This window comes from Desulforhopalus sp. IMCC35007, from assembly GCF_005116575.1.
Taxonomy (GTDB): Bacteria; Desulfobacterota; Desulfobulbia; order Desulfobulbales; family Desulfocapsaceae; genus Desulforhopalus_A.
On the sequence record NZ_SWCN01000001.1, the window covers coordinates 339,635 to 358,569 of the forward strand.

Here is an 18,935-nt window from a genome sequence, read left to right on the forward strand (position 1 = left end):
ACACGTGGAGGATAATGTATTGAACCTTGGTGGGGTGAGCTTTGGGAGCCGCTTATTTACCGGGACAGGAAAATTCAGTTCAAATCAGTTGATTCCACACATGCTTGCTGCGAGCGGATCACAGATGATTACGGTTGCCCTTCGCCGGATTGATCTCTCTTCTCCCACCGAAAACATACTTGCGTATATTCCTGATAATGTGACACTTCTGCCCAACACTTCAGGGGCGAGGAGCGCTGACGAAGCGGTTCGGGTGGCGCGTATTGCAAGGGAAGCAGGCTGTGGCAATTTTATAAAGATAGAGGTTATCACCGACATGAAATACCTCATGCCGGATAACCTTGAAACGCTTAAGGCAACGGAACTCCTGGCCAAAGAAGGTTTTATCGTTCTTCCTTATGTTCTGCCTGACCTTCCTCTTGCCAAACGACTCGAAGCGGCGGGGGCGGCAGCCGTCATGCCCCTTGGTGCTCCGATTGGGACAAACCGGGGGCTTGAGACAAAGGCTATGATTGCTCTTCTCATCGAGAATTGTAACGTTCCGATAATCGTTGATGCAGGGATTGGTCGCCCATCCCAGGCCGCCGAAGCTATGGAGATGGGAGCGGATGCCGTTCTGGTAAATACAGCCATTGCAACCGCCACCGACCCTGTGGCCATGGGAGAGGCCTTTGCTCTGGCGGTCAGAGCTGGAAGGATGGCATATCTCGCTGAAGTGGCGGGTGAAAGCCCACTGGCAAGGGCGTCATCTCCTTTGACAGGATTTCTGAACTGAAGACTTTAACCCAGTGGGTTGCAGTGAAAAGATTTTTAATAAAGAGGTGGTCCTTTGTCATTTTATAATATAATCGAAAAACATCAGGATTTTAACTTCAGAGAATTTTTTAAACAAGTTACGGCAACAGATATTGAACGGGTTCTGCTCAAAGAAAAATTGACCAGCCTTGACTTCCTGACCCTTCTCAGCGAAAAGGCTGCCGAATATCTGGAGCCCATGGCCCAAAAAGCCCAGCGGCTGACTGTTCAATATTTCGGTCGTACAATTCAGCTCTTTATTCCCCTTTATATATCCAATTATTGCTCTAATGAATGCATCTATTGTGGTTTTAATCTGAAAAATGGTATCAAGCGACGCAAGTTAAGCATCAAGGAGATTGAGGTTGAGGCACAGGCTATAGCCCAAACCGGGGTACAGCATCTGTTACTTCTGACCGGTGAGGCCCAGCAGGTGACACCAGTCTCCTATCTTGTTGAGGCCGTGGAATGCCTGAAAAGATACTTCGCCTCTGTTTCCATTGAAATCTTTCCAATGGAGACAGAGGAGTACCTTACCCTCAAACATGCGGGGGTAGATGGTCTCACCCTGTTCCAGGAAGTCTATGATCAGAATATCTACAAAACGGTACATCTTGCAGGGCGGAAAAGTGATTATCTCTATCGGCTGAACAGTCCGGAGAGGGGGGCGCAGGCCGGCTTTCGCAACGTCAATCTTGGAAGTTTGCTTGGCCTGGCTGAACCGCGGAGTGAGGTGTTTTTTACCGGCTTGCATGGGCGATATTTAGAAGATACCTATCCCCAGACAGAAGTGGCCTTTTCCTTGCCTCGCTTTAATCCCGCCGAAGGTGATTTCAGTCCGTCGTTTTACGTGGATGACAAAACCTTTGTTCAGTTTCTCTGTGCATTTCGACTGTTTCTGCCAAGAGCTGGAATCACTGTTTCAACACGAGAGTCCGCTTCGTTTCGGGATAATCTCATAGGCCTGGGGGTAACCCGTTTTTCTGCGGGTTCCTGCACCGGTGTTGGAGGTTACGCAAGCCATGACAGCTCTGAAACCCCGCAATTTGAGATCACCGATCAGCGTAGTGTCGAAGAGGTGACCAGAGCCGTTGTCGCCCATGGGTATCAGCCGGTGTATAAAGACTGGGATCGTATCCAATGAGAGTGGCAATAGCCGGTGTTGGTGGAATCGGTTCAAATGTTGCGGTTCATCTGGTTCGGAGCGGGATCAAACGCCTGACAATCGCAGATTATGACCGGGTGGAAATCTCCAATCTCAACCGCCAGTTCTATTTTCGGGATCAGGTGGGAAAACTGAAAGTCGAGATGCTGAGAGAAAATCTGCTGCGCATTGATTCCGAGCTTGATATTGAGGTGATCGCAACACCTTTGGACCGTTCAAATATCTTTCAGATTTTTGCGGGTTGCGGTCTTATCGTGGAAGGATTTGACAGGAGTGAAGACAAGAAAATGCTGCTTGAATCCTTTGCAGGAGATGACAGATCTGTCGTCTCAGCAAGTGGAATAGCGGGATCAGAACTGGAGAATATTTCCTGCCGCAGACTGGGCAACTGTTTTATTGTCGGCGATTTCACAAGCGATATCAAACAAGCAGGCCTGTATGCCCATAAGGTCGTGGCAGTCGCGGCTTTTATGTCAGATGTCATATTAAGAGAGTGTGGTCATTATGCTGGATAAGAAAGTGAGCCCTAAAAGACCGTTGCAGGAAGGAATTTATGGTATTACCGCAGAGTGTTTCTCAAAAGGCAGGTCCAATCTTCAGGTCGTGGAAGAGATGATCCGGGGTGGAGTTACAACCGTCCAGTACCGTGAAAAAAAACATAAAAAGCATGTTGGAGAGATGTTGGTCGAGTGTCAGCAGATACGAGAACTGACGCGCAAACATGGGGTCACATTTATCATTAATGACCATGTTGATCTGGCTCTTTTAGTCGATGCTGACGGGGTGCATGTCGGCCAGGAAGACCTGCCCGTTGCAGCGGTACGACAGCTGATTGGAGATGATAAAATAATAGGATTGTCGACCCATTCTCCTGAGCAGGCAAGACAGGCGGTTACGGCAGGAGCTGATTACATCGGAGTTGGCCCGATTTTTACGACCAATACCAAGGAGGATGTCTGCGATGCCGTGGGACTTGAGTACTTAGAGTATGTTGCAGCACAGTCTCCTCTGCCCTTTGTTGCCATCGGTGGGATCAAGGAGCATAACATGGAGGATGTTGTAGACCGTGGTGCGAAAACCATCTGTCTGGTGACCGAGATTGTGGCAAGCGACGATATCTATTCTACGGTTATGAAACTGCGCAGTTACCTGCCCTGAAATGTAAAAAACAAACCCAACGGAACCTGCCTCATGGTACCCCATCAAGGATGGGGTCTCCAATACTCCGTCAATACATCCCACCAGATTCCAGCCAGCTCAACAGGAGCTGGAGTCCCAATGTCTTCAATGACTATCAACACATTGTTTCTTCTTTTTTTGACGGCTCCAAGAGTAACTTTCACTGCGTGAAAGCAGTATTAGAATTTCCTTCAGATCTCCGTCAAATAAAAACCGTGTCCGTTCAATACCTGCCAAACTTTTCCCTTTCGTTTTAAGCCTTCTGCAAAAATTATAAAATCAATACTGTTTCGTGTGTCAAAATGACCCTGGCCCCTCAGGGGCTTCCTAGGTTTTTTGTCAGTGTGAGTCATATAAAGTCATTTTTAAGAAAAAAAGACAAGGGGATACGGGATAGAGGTAATTTTCTAACGTAAATTTTGAGGCGTCGCTGGGCGTTTCCCTGACGCTTGATGCAATCATTATATCACTCCAATTTCAATAGAGAAGGTGCGTTGAAATGAAGGCAATTCCCGTAGAACAATCCGTAGGAACCGTCCTCTGTCATGATATTACCAGGATAGTGGTTGGTGAATCAAAAGGACCTGCTTTCAGGCGGGGGCATGTCGTCACAGACGGTGACATTCAGACCCTTCTGGATATCGGCAAGGCCAATATTTATGTGTTTGACCCAAAGGACGGTTATGTCCATGAAGATGATGCTGCATTTCGCTTAGCGGGTGCCGCAGCCGGAAAAAATATCACTTTCACTGGACCCAGTGAAGGAAAGGTTACACTTGAAGCCAGTATAGACGGTCTCCTGTCCATCAATACCGATGCGTTAACAGATATGAACTGTATCAAGGATGTGACCTTTGCCACGATCCATAATTTACAGTTTGTGAAAAAAGGCAGAGCCCTGGCTGGCACAAGAGTTATTCCTCTGGCCGTACCTGAAGAGATCCTCTTTGAGGTTGAAAGCCTGTGTGAAAAGAGCGGGCCGGTTATAGAGGTGAAACCGCTCAAGGCTGCCCGGGTTGGGGTGGTTACCACCGGGAGTGAGGTGTATACCGGGCGAATCAAAGATGGTTTTGGGCCTGTCCTCAAAAGAAAATTCGCCGAACTGGGCTCAACTGTTGCCAACCAGGTTTTTGTCTCAGATGAAATTGATATGACTGTTTCGGCAATTCATTCTTTTGTGGAGCAGGGAGTTGATCTTATTGCGGTTACCGGAGGGATGAGTGTTGATCCCGACGATCAGACACCTTCGGCAATCAGGGCGACCAGTGCCGAGGTGATCAGCTATGGCGCACCGACCTACCCCGGAGCCATGTTTATGCTGGCCTATCTTGCGGGGATTCCCGTGGTTGGTTTGCCTGGCTGCGTTATGTATCACAAGGCCAGTATCTTTGATCTGGTTGTGCCCCGTATTCTTGCGGGTGAAAAGTTGAGTCGCAGAGATATCGTCGCCTTTGGCCACGGTGGTTTTTGCGAAGGATGTGAAACATGCCGATACCCGGTTTGTGGGTTCGGGAAAATATGAACAGCGCAATATGCGTAATTGAAGTGAAAAATAGTATTTTGGAGGAACAGGCATGATCAAAAAGCAACTTGTTGTAAATGGCGTCACCCGCAACGTGCTGGCGAACGCCGAGGACGCTCTGTCGACTGTCATTCGCAATAACCTCGGTCTCACCGGCACCAAAGTGGGTTGTAACGAAGGGCAGTGTGGGGCATGTAGTCTCATCGTTGACGGTAAAGTGGTTCGCTCCTGTGCCTTGAAGATAAGGCGCGTTAAAGATGGGGCCAGGATTACCACTATCGAAGGTATCGGTACACCAGACAACCTGCATCCAATTCAGATGGCCTGGATGGCACATGGTGGCGCCCAGTGTGGTTTCTGTTCTCCGGGCTTTATCGTCTCTGTTAAAGGTCTGCTTGACACCAACCCCAGCCCAACCCGTGAAGAAGTACGTGAATGGTTCAACAAACATCGTAATGCGTGTCGCTGCACCGGTTACAAACAGCTTGTAGACGCCACCATGGATGCCGCAAAAGTTCTCCGCGGTGAAATGAGCATGGATGATCTTGCTTTCAAAATTCCAGAAGACGGCCGCATCTGGGGAACGAATTATCCACGTCCATCAGCCATTGCCAAAGTGACCGGTACCTGTGACTATGGTGCGGATCTTGGTCTGAAAATGCCAGAAGAAACCCTTAAATGTGCTCTGGTACAAGCTGAGGTTTCCCATGCTAAAATTAAATCCATCGATACTGCAGAAGCCGGTCTCATGCCAGGCGTTGTGAAAATCGTTACCGCAAAAGACATCAAAGGCAAAAACCGTATCACCGGCCTGATCACCTTCCCAACCAACAAAGGTGATGGCTGGGATCGTCCAATCCTTTGTGATGAGAAGGTCTTCCAGTATGGAGATGCTCTTGCCATCGTCTGTGCAGCAACAGAAGCGCAGGCAAAAGCTGCTGCAGCCAAGGTAAAAGTTGAGCTGGAACCACTGCCTGAGTACATGAGTGCACCGGCTGCCATGGCTGAAGATGCCATTGAGATTCATCCTGGTACTCCAAACGTCTATTTCACCCAGAAAATTGCCAAAGGTGGCGAGACCGCACCAATTTTTGAATCAGCAGACCTCGTCGTTGAAGGTGATTATTTTACCACCCGTCAGCCCCATATGCCAATCGAGCCAGATGTCGGTTTTGCCTATATGAATGACGAGGGCAAGCTGGTTATCCACTCCAAATCCATCGGTCTGCACCTGCATCTCTACATGATTGCTCCAGGCCTCGGTATTGAGCCTGAAAACATCGTAATGGTGCAAAACCCAGCCGGTGGTACTTTTGGTTACAAGTTCAGCCCAACCATGGAGGCCCTTGTCGGTGCCGCCTGTCTTGCAACCGGTAAGCCTGTATATCTCGGTTACGACTGGTATCAGCAGCAGACATATACCGGTAAACGTTCACCACAGTTTACCACCGTTCGTATGGCCGCAGATAAAGAAGGTAATCTCCTTGGCATGGAATCGGATTGGACAGTGGATCATGGACCATATTCGGAGTTTGGTGATCTGTTGACTCTTCGTGGTGCTCAGTTTATCGGTGCTGGTTACAATATCGATCATATCCGTGGTGAAGGCCGCACCGTTTGTACCAATCACGCATGGGGATCTGCATTCCGCGGATACGGCGGACCTGAAGCCGAGTTCCCATCTGAGGTATTAATGGACGAACTTGCCGAAAAACTTGGTATGGATCCATTTGAGCTCCGTTATAAGAACGTTTACCGCAAGGGCTCAACGACTCCAAGTGGCCAGGATCCAGAGGTGTATTCATTACCTGAGATGATGGATAAAATCCGTCCTAAGTATGAAGCGGCCAAAAAGAGAGCGGTTGCTGAATCTACCGATGCTGTCAAGCGTGGAGTCGGTCTTGCTATCGCTGTATATGGTTCCGGTCTTGACGGTCCTGACAATGCAGAAGCTGACGTAGCGCTCAACCCTGATGGAACGGTAACCGCATACAGCTGCTGGGAAGATCACGGTCAGGGAGCTGATATGGGTACACTGGGTACGGCCCATGAGGCACTTCGTCCATTGAAGCTTGCTCCTGAGCAGATCAAACTGGTGATGAATGACACCAGCCAGGCACCAAATGCCGGGCCTGCAGGTGGTAGTCGTTCACAGGTTATGGTTGGTCAGGCCATTAAAAATGCCTGTGAGCAACTTCTCGAAGGTATGAAAAAAGAAGATGGCAGCTTCCGTACCTACGATGAGATGGTGGCTGACAAGCGTGAACTCCGTTATTACGGTAAATTTACAGCTCCTGCAAAAGAGTGTGATGCAAATGGACAGGGTAGCCCGTTCTGCTGCTATATGTATGGTGTGTTCATGGCCGAAGTAGCGGTTGAGCTTGCCACAGGCAAAACCACCGTTGAGAAGATGACCATGGTGGCCGACGTTGGTAAGGTCAACAACTTCCTCGTTGTTAATGGCCAGATTTATGGTGGCCTGGCACAGGGTATTGGTTATGCTCTTACTGAGGACTATGAAGACATTAAGAAGCACTCCACGATGGTCGGTGCAGGCTTCCCATACGCAAAAATGATCCCCGATGATATGGAGATTATCTATGTAGAAAGCCCACGTCCTGATGGTCCTTTTGGTGCATCTGGTGTCGGTGAGGTTCCAATTTGCGGACCGGCTCCTGCGGTTATCAATGCCATCTACAATGCTTGTGGTGTACGAATCAAAGTACTCCCAGCTCTGCCTGAAAAAGTTCTTGCAGGGCTGAACAAATAAATAAGGGCGGCATGACAACCTCCGGATGCTTTCTGCGTCCGGAGGTTTTTTGTTTTTAAGTCGGTGAACTCTTTTTAAGAGGCGTTTGTACCCGGAAAGAGTTTGACGAAGGTGGATATCCATCTACTTTTTAGGTTGAGATGTACTGGAAGTAAGGAGTCATTATGGAGCAGAAGGACCTTCGCGAGTGGGAAGCACGCTGTATCCAGGAAGAGCCACCTGCCTGTCGGGCCGGTTGTCCTCTTGGACTTGATGCGAAAGGCTTTGTCCTGGCAGTAAGAGATGATAATCTGCCAGGGGCACGTGCCATTCTGGAAAAGAGCATGCCTTTGGCTGGCCTTGTGGCACGTATGTGCGAGGCGCCATGCGAGCAATATTGTCTTCGTCAAAGCCTGGGCGGCTCCGTTGCTATTGGTTTACTGGAGCGGATGTGCATTAATGCTGTTCCAGCGAAAACGAAATTCCTGCGTCTGCCGCCACGGCCCAAAAAAGTTGCGGTGATTGGTGCAGGGCCAAGCAGTCTGACCGTGGCCTTTGATCTGGCCAAAAAAGGCCATCCTGTAACTCTATTTCATCTACCCGGTGGCCCTGGGAGCTGGCTTTGCAAGGTTCCAGAGCTTGTTTTAAGCGAAGGCGTCCTCGAAGAAGAACTGCAGCGACTGGCTGGCTTAGGGGTTAACTTTTGTCAGGTATCGGTGCTGGGAGAGGCGCTCTGGACTCAGGATGAATTTGCTGCTTTTTATATTGGTCAGGACGACGAGTATGTCGAAGGTGATCTGCTCAAACTAGGTGTACCTGACAGTATCACCTTCTCCCTTGAGACAGAGAGACTGTTTACCGGTGGTTTGAGTGTTGAAAATCACAAGTACCGTTTTATTACAGATGTTTCACAAGGGCGGGAGGCCGCCGTATCAATTGACAGATTTTTGCAGGGCGCATCGCTTACCGCAGCACGGGTTGATCTGCGTCATGGTAAAACCAATCTCTATACTTCTCTTGATGGCCTGCAGCGTGAAGAGGTTGTTGTCCCGGCTGATGGCTTAGGCTATACAAAGCAAGAGGCCATAAAAGAGGCCGCCCGCTGTATTAACTGTGAGTGTCTTGAATGTGTGAAACGTTGTGTTTATCTCAAAGAATTTGGTGCATATCCAAAAACATACGCCAGAAGAGTCTATAACAACTCCGCCATCGTCAAAGGAAATCATCAGGCTAATAAGTTTATTAACAGCTGCTCTCTTTGTGGTCAGTGTGAGACTGTTTGTCCAAATGATTTTTCTGTGGCAACGCTCTGCCTTGATGCCCGCAGGACCATGGTGCAGGAAGATCGTATGCCCGGATCGGCCCACTGGTTTGCTCTGGAAGAAATGCGCTCGGCCAGAACAGAAGGAGCCCTGATCCGCCACGCCCCCGGTAAAGATTTCAGTACCTCCCTGTTTTATCCCGGCTGTCAGCTTGCAGGTATCAGGCCTCAGCAGACCCTGCGCTTATACGGCTATCTGCAGGAACTCGATCCGGCAACAGGTCTTTGGCTTGATTGTTGTGGCGCGCCTGGCCACTGGGCGGGAAGAGTGCAGGAGTTTGACGAAATCATGAAAGAGCTGGAAGAGAAATGGCATGAAATGGGAGAACCTCTGGTGCTCACCGGCTGCTCGACCTGTCTGCAGATGTTCAGGGAGCATCTGCCGCAGATAAACGTTGAGTCCGTCTGGGTTCTACTTGCCGAAAAGCCGCCAGAATCAGCAAAGGCCTGTGCTCCAATGGCCCTGTCGGATCCTTGTACCTCGCGCCATGACAGCAAAACCCAAAACGCCGTGCGGGCGATGATGGAAAAAATTGGCCAGTCCCTGACGCCTCTGCCAATGTCCGGCGAGTTGACCGAGTGCTGCGGTTTTGGCGGGCTTATGCAGAACAGTAATCCTGATCTTGCAAAAAAAGTTACTGCAGCCAGGGTTACCCAGACCTCAAGTGATATTCTGACCTATTGTGCCATGTGCAGGGACCAGCTGGCAAGAACAGGAAAGCCGGTGGCGCATGTCCTGGACATTTTATTTCAGGATGTTGCCCACCCGGCAAGCGAGGCTTCACCTTCAATTTCAGAGAGAAGAAAAAACAGACGACAGCTCAAAAGTCAGGTTCTGAGCAAATATCATGGTGAACAGCCAAAGGCCACAGAGGACTGGGAGGCCATAGCGCTTACCATGAGTCCGGAGGTTGCTGAAATACTGGAGGAGCGAAGAATACTTGAGGATGATATCCGCAAGGTTCTTTTTCACGTGCAGCAACAGGGCAAGGTTTTTGTCCATGGAGAGAGTGGGCGGAAGATCGCCTCGGCCAGACTTGGCCAGGTGACGTTTTGGCTCCAATATACCGAGACTGACGGCAGTTTCATGGTTGAAAGCTGCTGGTCCCACCGGATGATAATTGCAGGAGGTAGTGCATGAATTTGAGTTTCTTACCCCCGGATATGAACTGGACCTGTGAGCCCTGTGGTGAAAAGCTGCAGCCGGGAATAGTAGAACTGCAATATGTGGGCAGTGTCTTCAAGGTAGAATTGCCTGTCTGTCCCAAATGCGGTAAGGCACTTATCTCGGAAGATCTGGCCATTGGGCGGATGTTGGAGGTTGAGCTGCTTTTGGAAGACAAATGAAACCACTCTATCTCAGTCAGCCTGTGACAGATGGTCTGGGTACCTGTCTGCGACCCGGAGGTGAAGTCCTGACCAGACGGGCCATGGAGTATCTTGACCAGGAGAAAAAGGCAAGGATACTCGATGCGGGCTGTGGTAGAGGTGGAGCCTTATCTCTGTTGTCCTCCTGGGGGGTAAGTGTCCTCGGTCTGGATATTAATCCTGTACTTTTAACTGAGGCAAAAAATACTGGCGGGCAGGTCGCGCAGGCTGATCTTGCACAACTGCCTCTTGCAAATGCCAGTATCGATACTGTTTTTTGTGAGTGCGTCTGGAATCTGACCCAAAAAGAACAGGTCCTCAGGGAATTTTACCGGGTGCTTTGCCCGGCTGGTTTTCTGGTACTAAGCGATATTTACTTTCGCCGTCAGGGTGTTGGGAGCAGGGAGTGGCCCATCCAGTCCTGTTTTTCCTCTGCGACTGATCTTGAATCGGTCCGGGCTATGGTGGCTGGAAGCGGTTTTGAAATCATACTGCTGGAAGATCATCACCAACTCTTTAAACAGACCGCCGCCGAGTTTGTCTTTGCCCACGGCTCACTGCAGGGTTTCTGGCAGGCTGTAACGGGAGATACTGAGATTGCAGATCGTATCTGTCAGGCGTCAGCTGCGACGAGACCATCACTTTTTCTGCTTATTGCAAAACGGAGTGAACAATGAATGAATATGATCTTGATATACTACGACTGGCCAGTGCCGGCTATTGCTGCTCGCAGATTGTGGTGCAACTGGCCCTGGAACTCCAGGGTGCAGAAAATCCTGGCCTGGTAAGAGCAATGTCCGGTTTGTGTCATGGTTTTCCTGTACCGGATGGAACCTGCGGGGCCATCACCGGTGCTGCCTGTCTTCTTGCCTATTATGGAGGCAAGGGGCGGGTCGATGATGAGGAGAGTGATCGACTTCCCCTCATGCTATCTGAGCTATCCGACTGGTTTAAAGAGTATGCCACAAGCCGTTTTTCCGGGATCAACTGCTCTGATATTGTTGACGGGGGCACCATTAATACCTCGATTTGTGGCGGTCTGGTCTCCGAGTGCTATGGTAAGGCGATGACCATCCTTGTGGAAAATGGTTTTGATCCTGGAACAAGCAATGACTGAGATTTTAGGAAATATTAACAGCGTCTGTCCTGAATGTCTTGCCCAAATTGCAGGTCACCTTGTGCGGCGTGGAGACGAGATTGTCCTTGAAAAAATCTGTTTTGAGCATGGCGCTTTTGCCACCACGGTGTGGCGGGGGAGCCCGGCCTTTGAATCATGGTTTCGCCCTAAATTACCCTTCTTTGGTGGTGAACGCCAGCAGGCAGGCAAGGGATGTCCGTACGATTGCGGTTTGTGCCAGAATCATAGCCAGCGAACCTGTACTGCACTGGTTGAGATAACCTCAAGGTGCAACCTGCAGTGCCCGGTGTGTTTTGCCGATAGCGGTGGAACGGAGCCTGATCCCGATATCGAGACCCTGACCCGGATGTTTGCCCAGATAGTTGCCCGGACCGGTGGCTGTAACCTGCAGCTCTCAGGAGGGGAGCCGACGGTCAGAAAGGATCTGCCGCTCATCGTCCGGCTGGCAAGATTGGCAGGCATCGATTTTGTTCAGCTCAATACCAATGGTCTTGTGCTCTCCACTGATCCGGATTTATCCTTTGAATTAAAAGAAGCAGGACTTTCCTCTGTCTTTTTGCAATTTGACGGCACCGATAATCAGGTTTTTACAGCCCTTCGCGGGCGACCGCTTTTGGAAGCAAAATGTGTGGCCATCGAAAATCTCAGCCGGGCAGGGATTGGCATTGTCCTGGTGCCAACGATTACAGCCGGAGTGAATACTTCTCAGCTCTGGGATATTGTCCGCTTTGGTCTGGATCGTCTGCCCCATGTGCGGGGGGTGCATTTTCAACCGATGAGCTACTTCGGTCGCTTCCCCGATGAATTTGTTCCCAACCATGTGACCTTACCGGAAATTATGAGCGGCCTGCACTCCCAGAGCAGGGGATTATTGAAAGTGGCGGATTTTCGTCCTCCAGGCTGTGAACATGCCCTCTGCTCTTTTTCGGCAAAGTATCTGCTGGGCGAAGACGGACATCTGATGAGGCTCGGTAGCGATAAATGTGACTGCACACCGATTTCCGCCGAAAAAGGAGCGCTCACCTCCATTGGGGTAACGGCGCGTCAGTGGGGATCTGTAGCGGAGTTCCTTCCAATGGCTCAACATCCACCAGAAGATGAACTCGGAAAATTTATCCACCGTGCCAGGACCCATACATTCTCTGTCTCGGCCATGGCTTTTCAGGACTGCTGGAGTTTAAATCTCGAACGTCTGCAGGGCTGCTGTATTCATGTGGCGCAACCCGATGGCAGGCTGATACCATTTTGCAGTTTTAATCTGACGGCCAGAAATGGCAGATCTCTGCATCGGCCTCAACTGCGGCAGAAAATTATAGCTACATGAGGATTGATGTCAGACGCGGCTCGAACAACAGTTGATGGATTAGTGGCAACCAGGCTGCAGCTCTTATCGCCGTTTACCAGAAAAGAGTTGGAGCAGGTCCAGATGGAAAGGTTGCGTCAAACGGTCGCCCACGTTTTACGTAATAGTCCGTTATACACCAAACGCCTTTCAGGGCTTAAAATTGAATCTCTTCGTGGTCGCATAGATCTGGAGGAAATACCTTTTCTCACCAGCGAAGACATCATAGAGTCAGGTCACCTGCTCCACTGTGTTTCACAGAGCGAGGTTGTGCGTATTATCACCATGCATACCTCTGGCAGTACAGGCCGGCCGAAACGTTTTTCCTTTACCGCAGCGGATCTTGACGCGACCCTGGATTTTTTTTATCACGGTATGAGAACCCTGGTGGACAGAAGTGACAGGGTGCTGGTGTTGCTTCCTTTTGAAGCTGAGGCTAGCGTGGGTGATCTCCTTATCAGGGCGCTGATGGAGAACGGAATTTATACAGCAGGGCTCTGGCCTCCACCTGCCCCCACCCATCTTGCTAAACATCTACACCGCAATCAGATCTCCTCGGTTGTAGGACTTCCCCAGCAACTTCTGGCCTTGTCAGAAGACATTGAATATGGGCAGCTCAAATCAATGCTGCTCTGCTCGGATTATGCACCCCAGGCTCTTCGACGGCGTATTGAACAGAATGCGGGATGCACAACCTACCTTCATTACGGCGCCACGGAATCAGGCCTTGGTGGTGCGGTTGAGTGCGCTGTTCATAGAGGTCTGCATATCCGTGAATCGGAGCTTCTCATTGAAATTGTTGATCCTGTAACGGGAAAGCAGCTTCCTGACGGGGTTGCAGGAGAAGTGGTTCTCACCACCCTTGGTCGTCAGGCAATGCCCCTTATTCGTTATCGTACGGGTGACATCGCATGTCTTGATCGCAGGCCTTGTCAATGCGGTGGAGTCACTGCGCGGTTATCGGTTATATATGGGCGTTTACAGGGCTGTCCTCTTGCCGACGGTTCCAGGTTATACAGCCAGACCATAGATGATATTCTTTTTACGGTGCCTGGATTGCTTGACTATCGGCTGACTTTAGTGAATAAAGGGACGGATAGAATAGGCGTTGAGTATATAGCGGCGAGCGGAGCGATTGATGTCGCAACCCAGATGAAGAGGTTACTTCAGGAAATTCCTGATATTTATAGGGCTATGGGAACCGGAGCCCTCCTGTTTGATGCTTTTCAGCAGGTTGACCGTTTTGCTCCCACACATACAGTCAAACGAACTATTCTTGATTTACGTTTAAAAGGAGAAGTGTAATGCAGCATGTTCTTAATAGTCTTATTTCAGCCCTGGAAAATGGCGAATCTGTAGTGCTTGGCGCAATAGTACGCAGTTCAGGTTCCGCGCCGAGAACGTCTGGGGCCAGGATGCTGGTACGTGCTGATCAGACACTGGTTGGGACCATTGGTGGTGGTGCTTTGGAAGGCGGCTGCCAGGCAAAGGCCAAAGAACTTTTATCGAATTCTTCAAAAGATAGTTTTGTTGAACTTGACTTTGATCTTACCGATAAAACCGCCGCAGCCGAAGGCATGGTTTGTGGAGGTAAAGTCTCAGTTTTACTGCAAAAAATTACACCGGAAGCTCTCGCGCAGTTTAGCTCGCTTCGCGAAACATTTGCCAGGGGCCAGTACCCCGTTGTCGTTACCAAGTTGCCCCGCAATGGCAACCTGCCGGAGATCTCTTTTTTAAATGCGTCTATACCGTGTAATCTTCCTGTTCAGCTTAGGGAGGAAATATTACGGAAAAACAGGCGGGCGAATTTTCTCGCAGACCATGAAGAAGATCACTACTTTGTAGAGCCGTTAATACACCCGGGAACGGTATATCTGGTGGGGGCAGGTCATGTTGCCCTGGCAACGGCTCATCTGGCCGCTTTTACCGGATTTGAGGTTGTGGTAATGGACGACCGGGAAGAATTTGCAAATGCCAGGAGATATCCGGAGGCAAAAGAGGTTATCGTTCTTGAGGATTTCCATAACTGTCTGCCCGAGCTGGGCCCTGAGGCCTTTGTGGTGATTGTGACGAGGGGGCATCTCCATGACAAGGAAGTTCTGGCCCAGGCACTCAGGACAGATGCAGGTTATATTGGTATGATAGGTTCGAGTAAAAAACGGAAAGGAGTCTACGCCGCACTCATGGCAGAAGGATTTACTGAGACTGATCTTGAGCGGGTGTACAGTCCCATAGGTCTTTCTATTGGAGGCGATACACCCGAAGAAATTGGTCTGAGTATCGTGGCTGAAATGGTTAAGATCAGGGCAGGGATGAAGGTGTGAAAACCGGGGCAGTTATTTTAGCGGGAGGCTACTCTTCCCGCATGAACGGCTTTAAACCATTGATGCAGCTTGGTAAAAAAAGCCTGTTGGAGCACTCCGTACGCTTTTTTAAGAGGGGAGGGGTGGACAAGCTTGTGATCGTCACCGGTCACCGAAAAGATGAGGTCAAAGCCGAGGCCGCCCGTCTTGGTGTTCGAAGTATTTATAACAAAGATTATGACAAAGGGATGTATTCGTCTGTTTGCGCCGGAGTAAAACAGATGAAGGGAGTGAAAGCCTTTTTTATTCTGCCGGTCGACATCCCTCTCATTCGCCCCTCAACCTTGAAAACCTTAAGAGGAAAGGCCCGTTTAAAAGGAGTCGTTTATCCTTCTTTTGACGGTGAGCGTGGCCATCCACCCCTCATCTCCTCGGCCTTGATTCCGGCTATATTAAAGTTTGATGGGAGTGGTGGTTTAAAAGCCTTGCTGGAAAAATATCCAGGAACCGATATTCCTGTCTGGGATCAGGGGATTTTACTTGATGCAGACACCCCGGAGGATTTTCAGGTTCTTGAAAATCGTCTGTTGCAAATGGATGTGGGAAGTCGTGCCGAAGTCATGGCCCTGGCTGAGCTGGTTATGAAGAAAAGAGGCTGCGAACACGGCGTTATGGTGGCCGAGACCGCAAGTGTCATTGGCAGGGAACTGAACGATAGAGGCTATAGACTTGACCTGGACCTCCTGTTCAATAGCGCTCTGCTTCATGATATTGCTAAGGGCGAGGCTCAGCATGAGGCAAGAGGTGCGGAAATGCTCAAAAAGCTTGGACTGAAGCAATTATCTGAAATTGTTGCCGCCCACCGCGATGTGACGGTTCCGGCATCGGGCAAGGTGCAGGAAAAAGAACTGGTTTGTCTTGCCGATAAGCTGGTGCGTGGCACAGAGAAAATGCCAATAGAACAGCGTTTTGAAGAAAAACTCCTCCTGTATGCCAAGGATCCTCAAGCCTGTAAGGCAATACGGAAAAGGCTGGCAAACGCCAAAGGCCTTGAAAAAATTGTAGTGGAGTCCATCGGTCGCCCTCTGGCAGAGTTACTTGATAGCAAACAGGTTGCTCGGTGAAAACAATTTATCTCATTCGCCACGGCGAGATAGCAGCCACTTCTCCACGAAGATTCATTGGTCAAACCAACCTGCCTTTGACGGTAAAAGGTAGAGAGCAGGTTACTCTACTGGGTAAATATCTCTCGACCTGTGGAGTTGAAAACATCGTCTGCAGCCCCCTGTTGCGCTGTCAGGAAAGCGGACAGATCATCGCCGGAGCTTCCGGGCTTTCAATTGAGACCGAAGACAATCTGTCTGAAATCAATCTCGGAGTCTGGGAGGGTCTGACTGTGGATGAGGTCAAAAAGAGATATCCAGGTGCCTATGAGCAGCGGGGTGAAGATCTGGCGGGGTATCGTCCCACAGATGGAGAAAGCTTTCACGATCTTCTTGAGCGTGTCTGGCCTGCATTTCTGCAGATCGTAGAGGCCAGTTCGTCAACTACCGCAGTTATTGCCCACGCAGGTGTCAACCGCGTTCTTCTTTGTCATATCCTCGGTATGCCTCTTACCCGAATGTTTACCTTTGAGCAGTCCTATGCCCATTACAACGTTGTTTCCGCAGATAAAACTCACCTGAAACTTAAGGCTCTCAACTGCAGCCCCTGACAAAAGGACTCTCCAGCCTTTACTCATAAAAAAGCACAAGTCCGGGTGAAAAACTGGATTTCAACCAGGATTATATGACGCTCAAAAATCAATTCTAAATAAAAATCATACAACGAACAAATAAGGATTCTTTCATTATTGGAAAAAGGTAACAGATGAGAGCACATTATTTACAGCATGTATTTTTTGAGGGGCTTGGCAGCATTGAGTTATGGCTTACAGATGCCGGTTATGAACTGTCTGCAACGCGCCTCTATGAATCAGCCGGATTCCCAGCGCCTGCCGAAATTGACCTGCTTGTAATTATGGGTGGCCCGATGAGTGTCAATGATGAGGCCCAGTTTCCATGGCTTGTGGCGGAGAAAAACTTTATCCGTGAGGTTATTGATTCAGGAAAACCTGTCCTTGGAATCTGTTTGGGGGCTCAACTTATTGCAAGCGCCATGGGCGGCAACGTATATAAAAACAGCGTCAAGGAAATTGGCTGGTTTCCTGTACAATCTTGCCTGGAAACAGACAAAAAAGAGTTTGTCTTTCCTGAGACTGTTGAAGTGTTTCACTGGCATGGCGAAACATTTGATCTGCCACCAGGAGCAACGTGCCTCGCCAGCAGTGCAGGGTGCAAAAACCAGGCATTTCAGATGGGCAATTCGGTCATCGGGCTTCAGTTCCATCTCGAAACAACTCCGCAGTCTGCGGAGGCCATAGTTGCCCATTGCCGCGATGAGTTAGTTGAGGGGCAGTATATTCAGACAAAAGAAGAAATACTGGCCGCTACAGCTGTGCAATACGATTCCATCAACAGGCTTATGGCAGATGTCCTGAAATATTTGCACCGGTGATCCCTGGGCTCTGGCGAAAAAATGCATCTGATGCGGGGGGCCTTGTCATCAATGGGGAGTTGTAGACCCAGTCAGTATCTGTTTGGCCGAAAAAGAAAACAGTGAAAGTAGAACGGCTCCCAGTAAGTACCAGCTTAAGAGTAAAAAGAGACCTTGTCCTGAAATTCCCCTATCTATCAAAATGCCAAAAAGAATGGGTGAGGCAGCTGTGCTGAGGACAGCAAGTGAGGAGACAAGCGCTCGAATGGCACCAAGATGTTTCGTTCCATACACCTCAGCCCAGAGGCTATTAATAATCGGGCTTGCTGAGCCGATGGAGGCGCCAAGCAGGAGCATCAGAACATAGGCCACGTGTGGTCCTGGTGCAAGGGCACAGGCGGTAAGGCCCATTAACATTGGTACTGGGCAAAATTTAAACAATTGAACCCCACTAAAGCGGTCAACCAGTGCACCTACATACATTGAAGCGAGCCAGTGCGCCATGCCATAGACGACAAAACATCTTGCAAAGAGTGCAGGTGTCCAGCCCATTTCGGGCAGAATAAACGCCTGGTGAACAAAGATACCTGTCACGATAAAAGGTGCAGCCAGTATTGCTGGAAGTGTCAGCCAGAATCGCAAATCTTTGAGCAGCGTTCTTCTTGAGCCCTGCGTCTTTGGAGATGGAGACGTTTTGCGTGCATTTGTTGGGATGCTCTCCCTGTATTTTTCCTGTCGGCTCTGTCTCAGCAGCCAGAGAGTAGTGGGCAGATAAATGAGAGGTATTGAAAGTCCGATGACAAGCCAGCTTTTCTGCCAGCCAAAAGCTGCAATTATCATCAGGGCAAACGATGGAAGGAGGATTTCACCTACAGGAACACCGATACTTGCAACGCTTACAGCCTTGCCACGGTGGACGGAGAACTCTCTTGCCATGGTTGTAATAGCGGTATGGGGGAGGAGGCCCTGACCGAAAAATCTGAGCATAAACAGACAGACAATCAGGCCTGTAAGGGTGCTTATCTGTGAGAGAATCAGGGTGGCTGCAAAGAGGCCAGCGGCGCAGAATGTTACAAACCAGCGGAGCGGGAATCTATCGACCCCAGCTCCCATCCACATGAGAAGCAGACCGCTTGCAAGGGTTGCAGTGGAGTATGCAGAGCCGTATTCGGTTGCTGAAAGATGAAGCGTCTCCTGAAAACTGGCCCCATACCAGCTGATGAAAAACGATTGACCGAAATTGCCCCAGAAAACCGAAATCATACCAAACAGCAGGAGTGGCCAGGAGCGCCTGATAAAACGAAAATAGTCGTGGAACATCTCTTTGGTCTGACCTCTTTAAATTATTGTGCTGCCTTTTGCTGGTACAACGGTATCATGATGGTTTCCTGTCAAAAATGATAAGCCTTGATGGATGATAAGAACGAGATAATTATAACTGAGAGAAAGTAGGAATTGTTCATAAATCTGCTCCTTGCAGTAGCTTTCAAATTCTGCATAATATAAGATGAGTGTCAA

17 protein-coding genes are annotated in these 18,935 nt (G+C 49.6%); 16 read left to right on the plus strand and 1 reads right to left on the minus strand.

The window, feature by feature from the left end; genetic code table 11:
- Positions 1-4: 4 nt before the first annotated feature.
- The 16 genes from FCL48_RS01475 to FCL48_RS01550 all read left to right on the plus strand — a co-directional run bounded on the left by FCL48_RS01475 (position 5) and on the right by FCL48_RS01550 (position 17,438).
- On the plus strand, positions 5-775 hold the full coding sequence (locus FCL48_RS01475) for a thiazole synthase (RefSeq protein ID WP_136870459.1): 771 nt from the start codon (positions 5-7) through the stop codon (positions 773-775).
- Between the two features lie 54 nt (positions 776-829).
- Positions 830-1,939 carry a 2-iminoacetate synthase ThiH gene (thiH, locus tag FCL48_RS01480; protein WP_136870460.1) on the plus strand — a complete coding sequence of 370 codons (1,110 nt, stop codon included), beginning with the start codon at positions 830-832 and terminating at the stop codon, positions 1,937-1,939.
- Positions 1,936-2,475 carry a sulfur carrier protein ThiS adenylyltransferase ThiF gene (gene thiF, locus FCL48_RS01485; protein ID WP_136870461.1) on the plus strand — a complete coding sequence of 180 codons (540 nt, stop codon included), beginning with the start codon at positions 1,936-1,938 and terminating at the stop codon, positions 2,473-2,475. The genes thiH and thiF overlap by 4 nt, the downstream gene beginning before the upstream one ends.
- Positions 2,465-3,118 carry a thiamine phosphate synthase gene (thiE, locus tag FCL48_RS01490; protein ID WP_136870462.1) on the plus strand — a complete coding sequence of 218 codons (654 nt, stop codon included), beginning with the start codon at positions 2,465-2,467 and terminating at the stop codon, positions 3,116-3,118. Before thiF ends, thiE begins: the two co-directional genes overlap by 11 nt.
- Before the next feature lie 520 nt (positions 3,119-3,638).
- Positions 3,639-4,661: a molybdopterin-binding protein gene (locus FCL48_RS01495; protein WP_136870463.1), complete on the plus strand. Its 1,023-nt coding sequence runs from the start codon at positions 3,639-3,641 to the stop codon at positions 4,659-4,661.
- A gap of 52 nt (positions 4,662-4,713) precedes the next feature.
- Positions 4,714-7,431, plus strand: coding sequence for a molybdopterin-dependent aldehyde oxidoreductase (locus FCL48_RS01500; RefSeq protein ID WP_136870464.1), 2,718 nt, complete (start codon positions 4,714-4,716; stop codon positions 7,429-7,431).
- 164 nt (positions 7,432-7,595) lie between these two features.
- Entirely contained in the window at positions 7,596-9,872 is a 2,277-nt protein-coding gene (locus tag FCL48_RS01505; protein ID WP_136870465.1) for a pyridine nucleotide-disulfide oxidoreductase/dicluster-binding protein, read from the plus strand.
- Entirely contained in the window at positions 9,869-10,078 is a 210-nt protein-coding gene (locus FCL48_RS01510) for a DVU_1557 family redox protein (protein ID WP_136870466.1), read from the plus strand. Before FCL48_RS01505 ends, FCL48_RS01510 begins: the two co-directional genes overlap by 4 nt.
- A complete protein-coding gene (gene trsM / locus FCL48_RS01515) occupies positions 10,075-10,776 on the plus strand; it encodes a DVU_1556 family methyltransferase (protein ID WP_136870467.1) in 702 nt (233 codons plus the stop codon). The genes FCL48_RS01510 and trsM overlap by 4 nt, the downstream gene beginning before the upstream one ends.
- Positions 10,773-11,216: a DVU_1555 family C-GCAxxG-C-C protein gene (locus FCL48_RS01520; protein ID WP_136870468.1), complete on the plus strand. Its 444-nt coding sequence runs from the start codon at positions 10,773-10,775 to the stop codon at positions 11,214-11,216. Before trsM ends, FCL48_RS01520 begins: the two co-directional genes overlap by 4 nt.
- Positions 11,209-12,561 (plus strand): radical SAM (seleno)protein TrsS, encoded by a 1,353-nt coding sequence (trsS, locus tag FCL48_RS01525; RefSeq protein WP_136870469.1) that lies wholly within the window; start codon positions 11,209-11,211, stop codon positions 12,559-12,561. Before FCL48_RS01520 ends, trsS begins: the two co-directional genes overlap by 8 nt.
- Positions 12,562-12,567: 6 nt before the next feature.
- Positions 12,568-13,884 (plus strand): DVU_1553 family AMP-dependent CoA ligase, encoded by a 1,317-nt coding sequence (locus tag FCL48_RS01530; RefSeq protein ID WP_136870470.1) that lies wholly within the window; start codon positions 12,568-12,570, stop codon positions 13,882-13,884.
- Positions 13,884-14,903, plus strand: a complete 1,020-nt coding sequence (locus FCL48_RS01535; protein WP_136870471.1) for an XdhC family aldehyde oxidoreductase maturation factor — start codon at positions 13,884-13,886, stop codon at positions 14,901-14,903. The genes FCL48_RS01530 and FCL48_RS01535 overlap by 1 nt, the downstream gene beginning before the upstream one ends.
- Entirely contained in the window at positions 14,900-16,006 is a 1,107-nt protein-coding gene (locus FCL48_RS01540) for a DVU_1551 family NTP transferase (RefSeq protein WP_136870472.1), read from the plus strand. Before FCL48_RS01535 ends, FCL48_RS01540 begins: the two co-directional genes overlap by 4 nt.
- A complete protein-coding gene (locus FCL48_RS01545) occupies positions 16,003-16,596 on the plus strand; it encodes a histidine phosphatase family protein (protein WP_136870473.1) in 594 nt (197 codons plus the stop codon). The genes FCL48_RS01540 and FCL48_RS01545 overlap by 4 nt, the downstream gene beginning before the upstream one ends.
- 155 nt (positions 16,597-16,751) lie before the next feature.
- The gene (locus tag FCL48_RS01550; RefSeq protein WP_136870474.1) at positions 16,752-17,438 is read left to right on the plus strand and encodes a type 1 glutamine amidotransferase; all 687 of its coding nucleotides are present in this window, start codon (positions 16,752-16,754) and stop codon (positions 17,436-17,438) included.
- A gap of 48 nt (positions 17,439-17,486) precedes the next feature.
- On the opposite strand, the gene FCL48_RS01555 is transcribed toward FCL48_RS01550, so the two are convergent.
- The gene (locus FCL48_RS01555) at positions 17,487-18,737 is read right to left on the minus strand and encodes an MFS transporter (RefSeq protein ID WP_136870475.1); all 1,251 of its coding nucleotides are present in this window, start codon (positions 18,735-18,737) and stop codon (positions 17,487-17,489) included.
- Positions 18,738-18,935 lie beyond the last annotated feature (198 nt).